Source organism: Streptomyces albospinus (assembly GCF_014648695.1).
Lineage (GTDB): Bacteria > Actinomycetota > Actinomycetes > Streptomycetales > Streptomycetaceae > Streptomyces > Streptomyces albospinus.
In genome coordinates this window covers 309,908-325,170 of record NZ_BMRP01000001.1, presented here as the reverse complement: position 1 = coordinate 325,170, position 15,263 = coordinate 309,908, and the positions used below count along the sequence as shown (strand labels likewise).

Annotated in this window: 15 protein-coding genes; 8 read left to right on the top strand and 7 right to left on the bottom strand. The window is 72.9% G+C overall.

Annotation, left to right across the window (positions count from 1 at the left end; all coding sequences use genetic code 11):
- The first annotated feature begins 81 nt into the window (after positions 1-81).
- The 3 genes from IEZ17_RS01660 to IEZ17_RS01650 all read left to right on the top strand — a co-directional run bounded on the left by IEZ17_RS01660 (position 82) and on the right by IEZ17_RS01650 (position 2,562).
- Positions 82-564, top strand: a complete 483-nt coding sequence (locus IEZ17_RS01660; protein WP_189295536.1) for an HD domain-containing protein — start codon at positions 82-84, stop codon at positions 562-564.
- 97 nt (positions 565-661) lie between these two features.
- On the top strand, positions 662-1,498 hold the full coding sequence (locus IEZ17_RS01655) for an ABC transporter ATP-binding protein (RefSeq protein WP_189295534.1): 837 nt from the start codon (positions 662-664) through the stop codon (positions 1,496-1,498).
- A 203-nt stretch (positions 1,499-1,701) separates the two neighbouring features.
- The gene (locus tag IEZ17_RS01650) at positions 1,702-2,562 is read left to right on the top strand and encodes an alpha/beta fold hydrolase (protein WP_189295531.1); all 861 of its coding nucleotides are present in this window, start codon (positions 1,702-1,704) and stop codon (positions 2,560-2,562) included.
- Between the two features lie 181 nt (positions 2,563-2,743).
- Here the strand turns inward: IEZ17_RS01650 and IEZ17_RS01645 are convergent, their stop codons facing one another.
- Complete coding sequence (locus tag IEZ17_RS01645; RefSeq protein ID WP_189295529.1) at positions 2,744-3,853, bottom strand: ferritin-like domain-containing protein; 1,110 nt, start codon at positions 3,851-3,853, stop codon at positions 2,744-2,746.
- Positions 3,854-4,036: 183 nt separating this feature from the next.
- Here IEZ17_RS01645 and IEZ17_RS01640 point away from each other — a divergent pair, with 183 nt between their 5' ends.
- From IEZ17_RS01640 to IEZ17_RS01630, 3 genes are all read left to right on the top strand, one after another.
- Positions 4,037-4,984 carry an AurF N-oxygenase family protein gene (locus tag IEZ17_RS01640; RefSeq protein WP_373299711.1) on the top strand — a complete coding sequence of 316 codons (948 nt, stop codon included), beginning with the start codon at positions 4,037-4,039 and terminating at the stop codon, positions 4,982-4,984.
- Positions 4,985-5,056: 72 nt separating this feature from the next.
- The gene (locus tag IEZ17_RS01635; RefSeq protein WP_189295527.1) at positions 5,057-5,797 is read left to right on the top strand and encodes a TetR/AcrR family transcriptional regulator; all 741 of its coding nucleotides are present in this window, start codon (positions 5,057-5,059) and stop codon (positions 5,795-5,797) included.
- 84 nt (positions 5,798-5,881) lie between these two features.
- Positions 5,882-6,145, top strand: a complete 264-nt coding sequence (locus tag IEZ17_RS01630) for a DUF8847 domain-containing protein (protein WP_189295525.1) — start codon at positions 5,882-5,884, stop codon at positions 6,143-6,145.
- 63 nt (positions 6,146-6,208) lie between these two features.
- On the opposite strand, the gene IEZ17_RS01625 is transcribed toward IEZ17_RS01630, so the two are convergent.
- The 5 genes from IEZ17_RS01625 to IEZ17_RS01605 all read right to left on the bottom strand — a co-directional run bounded on the left by IEZ17_RS01625 (position 6,209) and on the right by IEZ17_RS01605 (position 12,132).
- Positions 6,209-7,462, bottom strand: coding sequence for a styrene monooxygenase/indole monooxygenase family protein (locus IEZ17_RS01625; RefSeq protein ID WP_189295523.1), 1,254 nt, complete (start codon positions 7,460-7,462; stop codon positions 6,209-6,211).
- A gap of 64 nt (positions 7,463-7,526) precedes the next feature.
- Positions 7,527-8,144 (bottom strand): GTP-binding protein, encoded by a 618-nt coding sequence (locus tag IEZ17_RS01620; protein ID WP_189295521.1) that lies wholly within the window; start codon positions 8,142-8,144, stop codon positions 7,527-7,529.
- A gap of 37 nt (positions 8,145-8,181) precedes the next feature.
- Positions 8,182-8,583 (bottom strand): DUF742 domain-containing protein, encoded by a 402-nt coding sequence (locus tag IEZ17_RS01615; RefSeq protein ID WP_189295519.1) that lies wholly within the window; start codon positions 8,581-8,583, stop codon positions 8,182-8,184.
- Positions 8,584-8,656: 73 nt separating this feature from the next.
- Entirely contained in the window at positions 8,657-9,154 is a 498-nt protein-coding gene (locus IEZ17_RS01610; protein WP_189295517.1) for a roadblock/LC7 domain-containing protein, read from the bottom strand.
- On the bottom strand, positions 9,151-12,132 hold the full coding sequence (locus IEZ17_RS01605) for a sensor histidine kinase (protein ID WP_189295515.1): 2,982 nt from the start codon (positions 12,130-12,132) through the stop codon (positions 9,151-9,153). The genes IEZ17_RS01610 and IEZ17_RS01605 overlap by 4 nt, the downstream gene beginning before the upstream one ends.
- A gap of 619 nt (positions 12,133-12,751) precedes the next feature.
- Here IEZ17_RS01605 and IEZ17_RS01600 point away from each other — a divergent pair.
- Positions 12,752-13,597 (top strand): protein phosphatase 2C domain-containing protein, encoded by an 846-nt coding sequence (locus IEZ17_RS01600; protein WP_189295513.1) that lies wholly within the window; start codon positions 12,752-12,754, stop codon positions 13,595-13,597.
- A 28-nt stretch (positions 13,598-13,625) separates the two neighbouring features.
- On the opposite strand, the gene IEZ17_RS01595 is transcribed toward IEZ17_RS01600, so the two are convergent.
- Complete coding sequence (locus tag IEZ17_RS01595) at positions 13,626-14,138, bottom strand: MarR family winged helix-turn-helix transcriptional regulator (protein WP_229851743.1); 513 nt, start codon at positions 14,136-14,138, stop codon at positions 13,626-13,628.
- Between the two features lie 320 nt (positions 14,139-14,458).
- Between IEZ17_RS01595 and IEZ17_RS01590 the strand changes: the two genes are divergently transcribed.
- Positions 14,459-15,263 (top strand): lysozyme (locus IEZ17_RS01590; RefSeq protein WP_189295511.1); only part of this gene is annotated, 805 nt, incomplete at its 3' end.

The window sequence follows — 15,263 nt, the reverse complement described above, 5'->3', positions numbered from 1 at the left end:
GCGCAGCCGCCCGGCCCGGCCCCACGGACTCCCCGGCTCCCCGGCTGCCGGACTCCTCAACTCCAGGTCCACAATGGCCGTATGGCTTCCGAGGAGATCCCGTCCGCGCCCCCCGCGGCGCGCCCGCTGCTGTCGCTCGCCGAGGTCGAGGCGCTGGCCCGGCGCGCGCACGCGGGGCAGACCGACAAGGCGGGCCGCCCGTACGCCGAGCATCTGGCCGCGGTCGCGGCGGGCGTACGGGAGCGCGGCGGCAGCCCGGAGCAGATCGCGGCGGCCTGGCTGCACGACGCGGTCGAGGACGCCGCGCTGAGCGAGGCGTGGCTCGCACAGGCGGCGCTCGCCCCGGCGACCAAGGCGATGGTGCGGGCCGTCACCAAGCGTGCGGGCGAGCCCGTCGAGGAGTACACCGCACGGATCCTGGCCACGCCCGGCGCGCTGCTGGTCAAGGAGTCCGACCTCGCCCACAACGCCGATCCGGCGCGGCTGGCCGTCCTGGACGCGCCGACCCGGGAGCGGCTGACGGCCAAGTACGCCCGGGTGCGGGCCCTGCTGGGCCTGTCCTGAGCCGGCCCACCGGAAGTACTCCACCGGATTTCACGCACCGGATGTCACCCACCGGACGCCCGCACGGAAAGGTGTCGTACACAGCTAGTCTGCCGCGATGACTCCCCCGCAGACTTCGCAGCCGCAGTCCCCGGAACCGCCCGCGGCCCGGGTGATCGCCGCGCTGGACGGCGTCGGCGTCCGCCGCTACACCACCGGCCGGGTCATCCTCGACGGCATCGACTGGATCGTGCGGTCCGGTGAGCACTGGGCGCTGCTCGGCGCCAACGGTGCCGGCAAGACCACCGTTCTGCGCCTCATCGGTGCCCTGATGTTCCCGACCGTGGGCACCGTCGAGGTGCTCGGCCACCGGCTCGGCTCGGTGGACGTCCGCGAACTGCGGGCCGTCATCGGACTGGTCTCCGCCGCGCAGAAGGTCCCCCAGGACGCCACCGGGCACACCGTGGTGCTGACCGGCGCGACCGGTACGGTCCAGCCGCTGTGGCGCGCGTACGACGCGGCGACCCGCGAGCGCGCCCACGAGCTGCTCGCCGAACTGGACTGCAAGGAGCTGACGGACCGCCCGTTCGGCGTCTGCTCGGGCGGCCAGCGGGCCCGGATCCTGATCGCCCGCGCGCTGATGGCCGACCCTTCTCTGCTACTGCTCGACGAGCCCTTCAACGCGCTCGACCTGCCCTCCCGCGAAGACCTGATCGACGCGCTGCACCGACTGGCCCTGGCCCGGCCGGAGTTGGCGACGGTGACCGTCACCCACCACCTGGAGGAGCTGTCCCCGGCCATCGGCCACGCCGTACTGCTGCGCGACGGGCGGGTGCAGGCGCGCGGCCTGGTGGCGGAGGTGCTGACGGGTGCGCGGATGACGGCCTGCTTCGGGCGGCCGATCGAGGTGTCCCGGCACGAGGGGCGCTGGCTGGCACGGTCGGGGAGGAGCTAGGCCCGGTCGTCACACTCCCGTCGTCCGCCCGAAGGGCGAGCCGGGCGGCGTCCGGTGCGTGCTCTCGGCGTGCCGGGCGACGGCAGACGGACGGGAGTGTGACGACCGGGCCCAGGGGGTCGCGGTGGCGCCGTCGGCGGGGTCCGGCAGGATACGTGGCGCGCGAGACCCTTCCTCTCTTCTCCTCGCCACGGGGGCCACCGATGACCGCGACATCCACCGCAACATCCGCATTCCGCGCCGCATACGGGCAGACCATGGCACGCTGGCCGGTCCCGGTCGAACGGCTGGACCTGGGCGGGGAGTTCGGCACCACCCGCGTCAACGCCTGCGGGCCGGCCGGCGCACCGCCGCTGGTGCTGCTCTCCGGCGGCGGCGCCACCTCGGCCTCCTGGTACGCGCATGCCGCCGGGTTCGGGCGGACGCACCGGGTGTACGCCGTGGACCTGATGGGCGCGCCGGGGCTGAGCGTGCCCGCGGGTCGGGCGCTGCGCACCCCGGACGACCTGATGGCCTGGCTGGACACCGTGCTGGACGGGCTCGGGCTGGACGCGACGGCGCTGCTGGGGCATTCGTACGGGGGCTGGATCGCGCTGCGGTACGCGGTGCACGCACCGGAGCGGGTGGCGCGGCTGGTGCTGCTCGACCCGACGCAGTGCTTCGCCGGCTACCGGGCGTCGTATCTGCTGCGGGCGGCGCCGCTGTTCCTGCGGCCCGGTGAGGCGACCACCCGGCGGTTCCTGGCGTGGGAGACCCGGGGCGGCCGACCGGTCGCGCCCGAGCTGGTGCGGCTGATGGGGCTGGGCGCCCGGGACTTCCGGGGCGCGAGGACGGTCACCGGTCCGCGGCCGGACGTGGCGCGGCTGGGCACCGCCGCCCCGCCGGCGCTGGTGCTGCTGGCGGGGCGGAGCAAGGCGCACGATCCGCGGCGGGTCGCCGAGCAGGCACAGCGGACGCTGGCCGGCGCGCGGATCGAGACTCTGGCGGGCGTCGGGCACCACGCGATGCCGGAGAGCGAGGTGGCGGAGCTCGACCGCCTCGTCACCGGGTTCCTGGCGGAGTGAGCCGACACCTCACAACGCGGCGACCCAGTCGGGCGGTTCCTCGGGTCTCCGCGCCCACTCCTCCCCCAGCGCCGTCACTCCCGTACGGGCCGCCACCACCCTGCCCGTGATGGCGCACGCCCAGGCCCGCGATCAGCTCCCGGGCCTCGTCCTCGGGGCGGAAGAGGGAGAAGAAGCGTGGTCAGTCCGCGGCCTCCCCCTGGGCTATCGCGTCCGCGACCTCCGCCGTACGGGCCGCCTCCTCGGCGGCGAACCGCTCGGCGTCCAGCTTCTCCGCCACCTCCTCGTCCTGGGTCATCAACAGATCCAGGTTGGCGTCGCCCAACTCGAAGACGCCCATGTCCAGATAGGCGCGCTGGAGGCGTTCGCCCCACAGGCCGATGTCCTTGACGCACGGCACGATCCGGCTGAACAGCAGCTTCCGGAAGAGGTGCAGGAATTCGGAGCGCTCGGTGAACTCGGCGGCCTCCTTGCTCGGTATGCCGTAGTTCTCCAGGACCTCCACACCGCGCAGCCGGTCGCGCATCAAGTAGCAGCCCTCGATGACGAATTCCTCGCGTTCGCGGAGCTCGGCGTCGGTGAGCTGCTTGTAGTAGTCGCGCAGCGCCATCCGGCCGAAGGCGACATGGCGGGCCTCGTCCTGCATGACGTAGGCCAGGATCTGCTTCGGCAGCGGCTTGTCGGTGGTGTCGCGGATCATTCCGAAGGCGGCCAGTGCCAGCCCCTCTATCAGCACCTGCATGCCCAGGTAGGGCATGTCCCAGCGGGAGTCCTTGAGGGTGTCGGCGAGCAGTGCCTGGAGGTTGTCGTTGATCGGGTAGAGCATCCCGATCTTCTCCTGGAGGAAGCGGCTGTAGATCTCGGCGTGCCGGGCCTCGTCCATGGTCTGGGTCGCGGAGTAGAACTTCGCGTCGAGGTCCGGTACGGATTCCACGATCCGCGCGGCGCACACCATCGCACCCTGCTCACCGTGCAGGAACTGGCTGAACTGCCAGGCGGCGTAGTGCTGGCGGAGCTCGCCGCGGTCCTTCTCCGTCATCCGGTCCCAGTACTTGGTGCCGTACAGCGACATGGCCTCGTCGGGGGTGCCGAGCGGATCCTTGGGGTCGACCTCCAGGTCCCAGTCGATCCGCAGGGTGGCGTCCCACTGCTTGTCCTTGCCCTTCTGGTAGAGGGCGAGCAGCCGGTCGCGGCCGGCGCCGTATTCCCAGCTGAACCGGGCCGCGCCGGCGGCGGGCACAGCCCACAGGGGGTCGCCTGGGTCCTGTGCGTACAGCTCTCGGGTCGACACCGACGCCTCCTCCCACCCCGCCGAACACCGTGTCGCGGCCGGATGGTTGGCAGGCTCACACGCTTCTTACTCGCGGGTCAATAAGTCGTGCGCGAGGGATTGACGCCCTTGCTGACAAGCAGTCTCATAAGGGGGAGTCGCATGTGACCGCGGGTAACCCACGAGCGAGGTGTAGCCGGAGCCATGACGAGTGCGCCCACCGCAATGACCCTGACGGATACCGAAGTCCTGCGGGACGCCCTCGGGCTGCTCAAGGACCGGGAGCAGGTCGCCGAGCGCCTTCTCGACTCCTCCGCCAGGCACTCCTTCGACCCCGACACCGAACTCGACTGGGACGCGCCCCTCGAAGAGGGCAAGTGGTTCTGGCCGCCGGAACTGGTCTCGCTCTACGACACCCCGCTGTGGAGGCGGATGTCGCCGGAGCAGCAGCAGGACCTCTCCCGGCACGAGGCCGCCTCGCTCGCGTCCCTGGGCATCTGGTTCGAGATCATCCTGATGCAGCTGCTGGTACGGCACATCTACGACAAGCCGGTGACCAGCGCCCATGTCCGCTACGCACTCACCGAGATCGCCGACGAGTGCCGGCACTCCAAGATGTTCGCCCGCATGATCCAGAAGGGCGGCGCGCCGGCGTACCCGGTCTCCCGGCTCAACCACAACCTCGCCCGGATCCTCAAGACCGTCTCCACCACGCCCGGTTCGTTCGCCTGCACCCTGCTCGGCGAGGAGATCCTGGACTGGATGCAGCGGCTGACCTTCCCGGACGAGCGGGTGCAGACGCTGGTGCGCGGGGTGACCCGGATCCATGTCGTCGAGGAGGCCCGGCACGTCCGGTACGCCCGCGAGGAGCTGCGCCGCCAGATGGTCACCGCTCCGCGCTGGGAGCAGGAGCTGACCCGGATCAGCTCCGGCGAGGCGGCCCGGGTCTTCTCCGTCGCCTTCGTCAACCCGGACGTCTACACCAACGTCGGCCTGGACAGGCGCGAGGCGATAGCCCAGGTCAAGGCCAGCGGCCACCGCCGCGAGGTGATGCAGAACGGCGCCCGGCGACTGACCGACTTCCTCGACGAGATCGGCGTACTGCGCGGTGTCGGCCGCCGGCTGTGGCGCAGCTCGGGCCTGCTGGCGTGAAGGAGGCGAATACCTCACATCTGTCCCGAGCACCTGTACGAACCGGAATCCTCGGCGGTTACGCTGCTGTTCATGAACGGCAGCGGCACCGCCCCAGCAGTACCCCGACCCGCCTACCGCAGGCTCAGCGTGGAACAGCGCCGCAGCCAGCTGCTGGCCGCGGCGCTCGGCCTGTTCGCCCAGCGCGCGCCCGAGGACGTCTCGCTGGACGACGTCGCCACCGCCGCCGAGGTCTCCCGGCCGCTGGTCTACCGCTACTTCCCGGGTGGCAAGCAGCAGTTGTACGAAGCGGCGCTGCGCAGCGCCGCGGACGAGCTGGAGCAGTGCTTCGCGGAGCCGAAGACCGGCCCGCTCACCCAGCGGCTGGGCCATGCGCTGGACCGCTACCTGGCCTTCGTCGACCAGCACGACGCCGGGTTCAGCGCACTCCTCCAGGGCGGCAGCGTCGTGGAGACCTCGCGGACGTCCGCGATCGTGGACGAGGTGCGGCGCGCCGCGGCCGGGCAGATCCTGCGGCATCTGGGCGAGCCGGAGCCGGGCCCGCGGCTGCGGATGACCGTCCGGATGTGGATCACCGCCGTGGAAGCCGCCTCGCTGATCTGGCTCGACGAGGACAAGCAGCCCGCGCTCGACGAGTTGCGCGACTGGCTGGTGGACCACTTCGTCGCCCTGCTGACGGCGACCGCGGCCCGCGACCCGCAGAGCGCGCGAGTGACCCGGGCGGCGCTGCGGCTGGAGACCGCCCAGGGCCCGGCCGGCGATCTGGCGCGCCGCGTCCTGCCTCTCGTCAGCGAGGCCGGTCACCTACTGTGACCTGCGGCTTTATCACACCGGCCGGTTGACGCGCCCGGGCGGGCCACCGCCCCGCCCGGCGCCTCGCGGTGTGACACTGGGTCGGTGCGAAGCGAGAACACCCTGTTTGTCGGCGGGCCCCTGGACGGCCGGGTCCTCCCGGTCCTGGTCGGCCCGACCGGCCAGCCGCCGAAGACGTACGAGATCCCGGTGCCGAACGACGACGGCCGGCCGCCGACGCTGCACGTCTACCGCCGGGTTCCCGGCCGGGTGGGGCGGCTGGGCCTGCCGCGCGGCTGGAAGTACGAGTACGACCCGGAGGGCACCGTCAGCGGCGGCCCCAAGTGGCCCTGGACGAAGCGTAGTTGAGCAGAGGCCAGAACCGGCCGGCGGACCGTCCCCGGGTCCGCCGGCCGGAGTCGGGGCGCGGCGTCAGGCCGTGAGCGAGGCGAGGTAGGCGCCGGTCTTCTCGGGCTCGAAGAAGAAGTTCTCGAAGTCGGACGGGTCGTCGAAGCCGTTGGCGAACCGGTCGGCGACCGGCTGGAGCTGGCCGGCCGCGCCGATGAGGTTCAGCACGTGCTCCGGCGGCGGGGCCAGCATCGCGTTGGTCCACTTGGTGACGTGCTGCGCGGTGTTCCAGTAGCGGTCGAAGGTCTCCTGCATCCAGTCCGCGTCGAACGGCGCCTCGCCGTGCTCCACGATGGAGGCGAGGTAGGACGCCGCGCACTTGGCGGCCGAGTTGGAGCCCTGGCCGGTGATCGGGTCGTTGGCGACCACGACGTCCGCGACGCCCAGCACCAGGCCGCCGGAGGGCAGCTTGCCGATGGGGTTGCGCACGGTCGGGGCGTAGCGGCCGGCCAGCGTGCCGTTGGCGTCGGTCAGTTCGACCTCGGTGGCGCGGGCGTACTCCCAGGGCAGGAACGTCCGCATGAGCTCCAGGGTCTTCGCCAGGTGCTCGCCGGGGTCCTTGATGCCCTGGAACGCGTCCAGCGGGCCGCCGGGGATGCCCTCCCAGAAGAGGATGTCGGCGCGGCCGGAGGTGGTCAGGGTCGGCATGACGAAGAGCTCGCCGACGCCGGGGACGAGGTTGCAGCGCACCGCCTCGGACTCGGGGTGCTCGGGGCGCGGGCCCAGGCCGTGGACGTAGGAGACCGCGAGCGCCCGCTGGGGGGCGTCGTACGGCGAACGGGCGGCGTCCCGGCCGAACATGGACACCAGCTCGCCCTTGCCGGCCGAGACCAGCGTCAGGTCGTAGCGGCTCGCGAAGAAGTCCAGGTCGGAGACGGCCGCGCCGTGGATGACCAGCTGACCGCCGCGCTGCGCGAACGTCTCCATCCAGCCGGCCATCTTGACCCGCTGGTCGACGGACTGGGCGTGGCCGTCGAGCCTGCCGACCCAGTCGATGGCGCGCTGCGAGCCGCCGGGCGCCTCGTGGCTGCCGGGGGCGGCGACCGAGACGCCCAGGCCCTCGATGCGCGGGGCCTGGTTCTCCCAGAAGTTGAGCTGGAGGTCGCGCTCGTGCTGGAGGGCGGTGTGGAACATGCACTGCGTCGACATGACCCGGCCGGAGCGGATCTCGTCGGCGGTGCGGTTGGACATGAGGGTGACCTCGTAGCCCTGGGACTGGAGGCCGAGGGCGAGTTGGAGACCGGACTGGCCGGCTCCGACGATGAGTATCTTCCGCATGACGGGGCTCTTCTCTGCTACTGCTGCTGTACGGGGGTGAGGGGTGGCAGGGGGGAAGGGCAGGCTATTCGGGCGTGGTCGCCAGTGCGTGGCCGACGAGCGCGAGCAGCGACTCGATCACCGTGGCCCGGCGTCGCGCGTCCATGATCACGACCGGCACCTCGGGCGGTACGGTCAGCGCGTCGCGGACGTCGTCCACCTCGTACGACTCGGTCCCCTCGAAGTGGTTGACCGCGACGACGTACGGCAGCCCGCAGCTCTCGAAGTAGTCCAGGGCCGGGAAGCAGTCGTCCAGCCGCCGGGTGTCCGCCATCACGATCGCGCCGATCGCGCCGCGCACCAGGTCGTCCCACATGAACCAGAAGCGCTGCTGGCCGGGCGTGCCGAACAGGTACAGCACCAGGTCCTGGTCGAGGGTGATCCGCCCGAAGTCCATCGCGACCGTGGTCGTGGTCTTCTCCGGGGTCGCGGACAGATCGTCCGTCTCGGCGCTGGCCTGGGTCATCACCGCCTCGGTCTGGAGCGGGGTGATCTCCGAGACCGAGCCGACGAAGGTGGTCTTGCCGACGCCGAAGCCGCCCGCCACCACGATCTTGGTGGCGACCGGCGCCCGCGAGCGGTCCGTCTGCCAGCTCTGAAGCCCCGCGTCGGCGGCGGTGACCGCCGTGTCGGACGCTCCCACGGAACCGGCGGTCGGGTTCGTTCCGGCCGATATCGTGTCAGAGCCTGTGAAGTCCACTCAGCACCCTTTCCAGCAGCGCGCGCTCGGGCCGGCCGGTGCCGTGCCCGGTGCCGTAGACGCGAATCCTTCCCTGGTCGGCGAGGTCGCTGAGCAGGACGCGGACCACGCCCAGCGGCATCTTGAGCAGCGCGGAGATCTCCGCGACCGAGCGCATCCGGCGGCACAGCTCGACGATCGCCCGCATCTCCGGCATCACGCGGTCCCCCCAGCCGCCCGAGGTGAGCTCGCGGCGCTCCTCGGGGGCGTCCAGCGCCGCCACGAACGTCTCGACGAGCAGCACATGGCCGAACCGCGTCCGGCCTCCGGTGAGCGAGTACGGGCGGACCCGCGCGGGTTTGCGGTCCCCGCCGCGCACAGGGAGTTTGGGGGCTCTGCTCATGCCGATCCCTCGCTTCGCTCGGCCTCGCATCCGCTCGGCGCGCACCTCACGACGGCTCGCTCGCTTCGCTCGCTCACTGGACGTTCTCCATCGACTTGCGCAGTTCGGTGCGGAGTTCGGGGGTCAGGACGTGGCCGGCGCGGCCGACGAACAGCGCCATGTGGTAGGCGATGACGCTCATGTCGCAGTCCGGGGTGGCGTGCACTCCGAGCAGCGAACCGTCACTGATCGACATGACGAACAGGCTGCCCTCCTCCATCGCCACCATCGTCTGCTTGACGGCCCCGCCGTCCATCAGCTTCGCCGCCCCGCTGGTGAGGCTGCCGAGCCCGGACACGATCGTGGCCAGGTCGGCGCTGGAGCCCTTGGGCCCGTCGCTGTCACCAGGGCGGGCCGGCGGGCCGGCCACCCGCTCGGGGTCGGAGGACAGCAGCAGCAGACCGTCGGAGGAGACCACCGCGACCGAACGGATCCCGGGGACCTCGTCGACCAGGTTGGTCAACAGCCAGTGCAGATTCCGGGCCTGACTGCTCAGGCCCTGTCCGTGCGCAGTGGGTGCTTGCGCCTTCAATCGCGTGCCTCCTCGACAACGTGGCGATCTCCCGGGGCCCCCGCTCCGTCGGTCTCCGTCTGTGGGATGGTCTGCTCCGCTGTACGTTCCGCGATCTCGGCCGCCACATCGCGCCGGCCGTCCCGCGCCCCCTGCTGGAATCCGCCGAGCCGGCGGCGCAGCGCCTCGGCATGGGACGTGCCCGTCCTGCGCGGCGCGGCGGGCGCCTGCTGCTGCGCCACGGCCCTGGGCGTGCGCTTGGGCAGCCCGGTCGCGGTGGTCCGGCGCGGCGCCGGAACCGGTGCGGCCGGGGCCTCGCTCGGCTCCGGGGCATCGGCCTGCTCCGGGGCATCGGCCTGCGCCGGGCCGGGCTCCGGACGGCTGTGCTCGTCCGGGCCGATGGCGTACGGGCCGTCGGGGACCACGTCCTCGGCAGCCGCGGCCGGCGCGGTACGGCGGCCCTTCCGGGATGCCGGGGCGCCCTCGGCCGGGGACGCGGTGTCCTCGGGGCGCGTGTGCTCGCCGGTGGTGCTGCTGCTGGTGGTGCTGCCGGTGCCGGCCGGCGCGGCCGTGGCGTACGGGCCGGACGACTGCGGGCCGTACGGGCTCGGTTCGGGCCCGGCGGCGGGAGCGGGCTCCTCCGGGGCGGCCGGCGGCACGGCGGCGGCCGTTCGGGCCGGTTCTGCCTCCGGTTCTGCCTCCGGTTCTGCCTCCGGCTCCGGCTCCGGTTCTGCCTCCGGCTCCGGCTCCGCCGGGGTGCCGAGCCCGGCCGCGTCGATGGCGCGCTCCGCCGCGGCCACGAACGGGTCCTCGACGCGGGCCGGTTCGGCCGGTGCGTCCTGCGCGTCCTGCCGCTCGGGCGGCGGCGCGTCCTGGGCGGCGGGCGCGGCGGCGGGCGCGGGCCCGTCCTGGGCGGCAGCCGCGGGATCCGGCCGGTTCAGCCGCGTCTGGAGGGTGTTGGAGTTCGCCTCCGCGACCGAGCCCGGCAGGCTCGGCGCGGGACCCGCGCCGCCCCGGCCGGGCGCGGCGGTGGTCCCGGGCGCCGGACGGGTCGGCAGGATCGAGCCGGGCAGCACGACGACGGCGGCGACGCCGCCCTCCTTCTGGGCGCGCAGCTGGACCTGTACGCCGTGCCGGGCGGCCAGCCGCACGACCACGTACAGGCCCAGGCCCAGCGCCTCGTCGACGGTCTCGGAGGTCGAGGCGGCCTCGGCGTCCGACAGCCGCTCGTTGAGCTCCGCCAGCCGGTCGGGGGTCATCCCTATGCCCTCGTCCTGGACCGAGAGCATCAGCTCGCCGCTCTCCAGCAGCCAGCCGGACAGCTCGACATGGGCGTCCGGCGGTGAGAACGCGGTGGCGTTCTCCAGGAGTTCGGCGACCAGGTGGCTGACGTCGTCGGCGGCGAACCCGGCGACCTGGGAGTGCGGCGGCAGCGACTGGATGCGCACCCGCTCGTACCGCTCGATCTCGCTGACCGCGGCGCGCAGCACGTCCAGCAGCGGGACCGGCCCGGGGTGGTTGCCGCCGTGCTGCTCGGCGCCCGCCAGGACCAGCAGATTCTCGCTGTTGCGGCGCATCCGGGCGGCGAAGTGGTCCAGCTTGAAGAGGGTTTCCAGCCGCTCCGGGTCCTGCTCGCTCTCCTCCAGCGACTCGATGACCGCGAGCTGGCGCTCCACCAGGCCGAGGGTGCGCAGCGCGAGGTTGACGAACCGGCCGTGTACGCCCGAGCGCAGCGCGGCCAGCCGCTCCTGGAGCTCCGCGGCCTCCTCCCTGAGCGCCTCCGCCTGGTCCTGGAGGACCTCGCGCTCGGCCACCAGCCGCTGCCGGCCGCCGACCAGCCGCTTGCGCTCGCCCTCCAGTTCGGCGGTGCGCCGGGCCGTCTCGCCGACCTGCGCGTGCAGCGCGTTGACGGACCGTACGGCGGCGGCGAACTCGTCGTTGCGGCCCTTGTAGCCGATGGGCTCCTCGTGCGCGGGGTCCGCGGCCACCCGCTTGGCGCCGAGCCGCAGCGCGGCCAGCGGCTGGGTCATCGTGCGGGCGGCCCAGACGCCTGCACCGACGGCCAGCAGCAGGCAGGCTCCGGCCAGCGCGATGCGGATCTCCAACTGGTCCACGTCGTCGTCGCGCAGCGCGCCGAGGCGGTGGACGTCGGCGGTGGCCATCGCGGACTCGACGCCCCGCATCAGCCCGATCCGGGCGGTGAGCGCGGCCTGCACCCGGCTCCGGCTGAGCGCGATGGCGGCGGAGTCCAGATAGGGACGGCCGGTCAGCTGGGTCAGATAGCGCTCGGCGGCATCGGCGTCGGGGCCGTTGACGGTGCGCTGGTAGCGGTCCCGGCCGCCCTGGCTGGCGGCCTGGCTGAAGTCGTCCAGCGCGCCCTGCTCCCGGACGTTGGCGACCTGGGCGGCGGCGGTCAGCCGGGGCTGCGTACCGCCCGCCTTGAGCCCGGCCATCAGCAGCGCGCGGGTACTGGCGGCCTGGTCGGCGGCCCGGCCCAGGGCGGGCAGCGCGCGGGTGTCGGCGTCAGCGGGGTCGGCCCGGCCGGGCAGCCCGCGGGCGATGTCGTCGCCGATCGCGCCGAGCGCCTGGACGACCTGGCTGTAGGCGTCGTGGACCTGCTCGGCGGTGGCGGGCCCGGCGAGCGCCTTCTGCCGGGTCTGCGGCAGCTCCTTGAGGAGCTTGTCGGCGGCGGCGAACGCGGTGGTGCCGCCGGCCGTGCCCTGGGCGTCGGAGCGCAGTTCGTCTATCTGCCGGTCCACTTGGGCGCGCTGGGACGAGGTCGGGGCCGTGCTGAGGTTGATGCCGGTGCGCCCGGCGGCGACGTACGCGGTCATCGCGTCGCGCTCGTCGGCGAGGGAGTGCGCCAGGGTGATGGCGTGCGAGTTGAGCTGGGCGAGATCGACCAGTTGCTGGCTGGTGTCGGCGTTGTCGGCGACGGTCGCGAGGCCGGGGGCACCGGCTCCGAGGACGGCGACGGCGACCACGGCCACGGCTCCCATGAGCCGGTTGCGCACTCTCGCGGGGCGCCGCTCCGTACCGTCCGCGCCACTGCCCGTCGCGCCGGGAGCCGTATTCGGTACCGAGACCGAACCGGCCGGTGATCCCGGCTTCCCTGCGCCGCCTCGAAGCCGCATCTTCCGCACCGCTGCTCGCATTCCTGTCTCGCCTGCCCACGCCGTGCCGGCGTCGCGGACCCGGCTCTCTCTCCGCTCGCGGGGCGGACCTGCGCGAAGACCGCGGCAGCGCACAATTCCGCGAAGGGGAACAGCCCGGCTGTGCGCGTCGCGACGAACGTCCTGGACCACCCCATTTGATCCGGGAAGAGACCATTCCATCGGCGCCGCGCAGTGGCTCGGCAACACATGCCCGGCCACCTGAACGAGTGAACATCAAACGGAGTTTGACCATCAACTTCCGCGCGGTACCAATTCTGGCCGCAACCTCGCGCAACCCCCGGACGGGTTTGGAGATGCGTGCCCGCCCTGGAAGGATGCGCGCCCGCAGCCCGCAGCCCCTCCCCTCGGGCCCGTCCGTGCCCCGCTGACCTGCCGGTACGTCACCACCCGCGGGCTGCCCGGCCACCGTCGGGATCCGGCCGCCTCCGGCAGACTTTCCGCCATGCGCATCGAACTCGCCACCGAGCCCGGTGATCCCCAACGCCCAAACGAGGACTACGCGTCCGTCGCCGTGCCGGCCTCCGGCCAGGGCGGCGTCCTGATCCTGCTGGACGGCGTGACACCGCCGGAAGGGGACTACGGGTGCGTCCACTCCGTGCCGTGGTTCACCGCGCGGCTCGGCGGCGCAATGCTCGAACTGTCGGTTTCACACCCGGATATGACGCTGACTGAGGTGCTGGCAGCGGCCATCTCCAGGGCGGCCGAGAATCATCGGGGCGCCTGTGACCTTTCTCACCCCCGCACTCCGCAGGCAACGGTGGTCGCCGCACGCTGGTCCGACCGCGCCGTCGAGCACCTGGTGCTCTCCGATTCCGTACTGCTTCTGGAGAAGGCGGACGGCTCGGTGCATCCCGTGCAGGACGCCCGGCTCGGTGAACTCCCGCCCGCGGTCCGCGAACAGCGCGCCGCCGTACGGGCCCTGCCGCGCGGCTCCGCCGAACGCGCCGCCGCGGCCGGCGCCTACGTCCGCGCGGTCGAGGCGCTGCGCAACGCCGAGGGCGGCTTCTTCACCGCCGCCGCCGACCCGGCCGTCGCCGCCCGCGCGGTCACCGGCAGCACCCCGCGTGCGGAGCTCCGCTCGCTGACCGCGCTCAGCGACGGCGCGAGCCGCTGGGTCGAGGTCTTCCGGGAGGGCTCCTGGGCGGACTGCGTGGCGCTGGTGGCCGCGTCCGGCCCGCAGGCGCTGATCGACCGGGTACGGGCGGCCGAGGCCGCCGACCCGGAGGGCACGGCGCACCCCCGGGGGAAGGCCCGGGACGACGCGGCGGTGGTCCACGTGGCCCCGTGACCGGACCGCCGCGGCCGGTCGGCGCCGGCTACTGCCACCGCCCCCGGCCGCCCTCGCCGGGTGCGCCCGCCCCTTCTCCCTCGTGTTGCCCCTCGTGCTCCCCCTCCTGTTCCTGCTCGGCGTTCAGCCGGTGCAGCAGGCGGGCGAGTTCGGCGACCTCGGCACGGTCCCAGGAGGCGAGCCGGCGGGCGTAGCGGGCGCGGCGGGCGGTGCGGACGCGGCCGAAGCGCGCCCGGCCCTCGTCGGTGATCCGCACCAGGACCGCGCGGCCGTCGGCCGGGTCCGGTTCGCGGGTGACCAGCCCGAGCCGCTCCAGGGCGTGCAGCTGGCGGCTTATGGTGGCCTTGCCGACGCCGAAGAAGCCGGCGAGGTCGGTGGCGCGCTGGGCGCCGGCGTCGGCCAGCCGGACCAGCAGGCCGTAGGCGGCCGATTCGAGGTCGGGGTGCACCTCGCGGGACATTTCGCCGGACGAGGCGCGGGCCCGGCGGAGGAATACGGCCAACTCGCGTTCCAGGGCCAGGAATACGTGGTCCACGCCCATCGGTTCGCCGTCCGCCGTACCGCCGGCTCCGGTGTTGTGCACGTCAGCGCCCTTTCCCGCGTTTTCCTCTATTTCCAGCAATTCCCGCGTTTCGCTGCCTGAAAATTTCTTTCCCGGGCCGCCGAAACCGCAGTTGGGCCAGTATTTCGCAGGAGTAGACCAACGGAAGCCCCGCGACCCCCTTTTACCACGGGGGTCTACGCGCGTACCGTCAGCTCTGGCATGGCCACACCACTCAATGGCGCCAGTTCCTCCCTCCTCAAGGTCACTTCTTCGCACCGTCACCGCAGCGAGATCCACCGAGATCTACGGAGGCACGTATGCCCGTGCTCAGATCCGGAACCCCCCACCGCCCCGCGCGCTCCCTCGCGACCGCGATCGCGGCCCTCCTGGCGACCGTCGCGCTCCTCCTCGGCCTGCCCGGTACGGCCGACGCGGCGGCCGGCCGGCACGCACCCGAACCCACCCACCCCGACCAGGACTGGGCCGGCTCCCAGGTCGCCCGGCACGAGGGCGCCACGACCGGGCTCCTGCCGCCGCCGCCCTCGCTCACCGCATCCGTCGAGGGCGTCGACGTCAGCAGCCACAACGGGAATGTCGCCTGGTCCACCCTCTGGAACAGCGGCGTCCGGTTCGCCTACGTCAAGGCGACGGAGTCCACCAGCTACACCAACGCGTACTTCGCGCAGCAGTACAACGGCTCCTACAACTCCGGCATGATCCGCGGCGCCTACCACTTCGCCACCCCCGACACCTCCAGCGGCGCCGCCCAGGCCAACTACTTCGTCGCCCACGGCGGCGGCTGGTCCAAGGACGGGAAGACGCTGCCCGGCGCGCTGGACATGGAGTACAACCCGTACGGCGCGACCTGCTACGGGCTCAGCGCGGCCGGTCTGGTCAACTGGATGAAGGACTGGTTCGCCACCTACAAGGCGCGCACCGGCCGGGACGCCGTCCTCTACACCTCCACCGGCTGGTGGAAGCAGTGCACCGGCAACTCCGCGGCCTTCGGCAGCAGCAACCCGCTGTGGGTGCCGCGCTACGGCTCCTCGGTCGGCGAGCTCCCGGCCGGCTGGGGCTTCCACACCATCTGGCAGTACACCTCGACCGGCCCGGCGGTCGGTG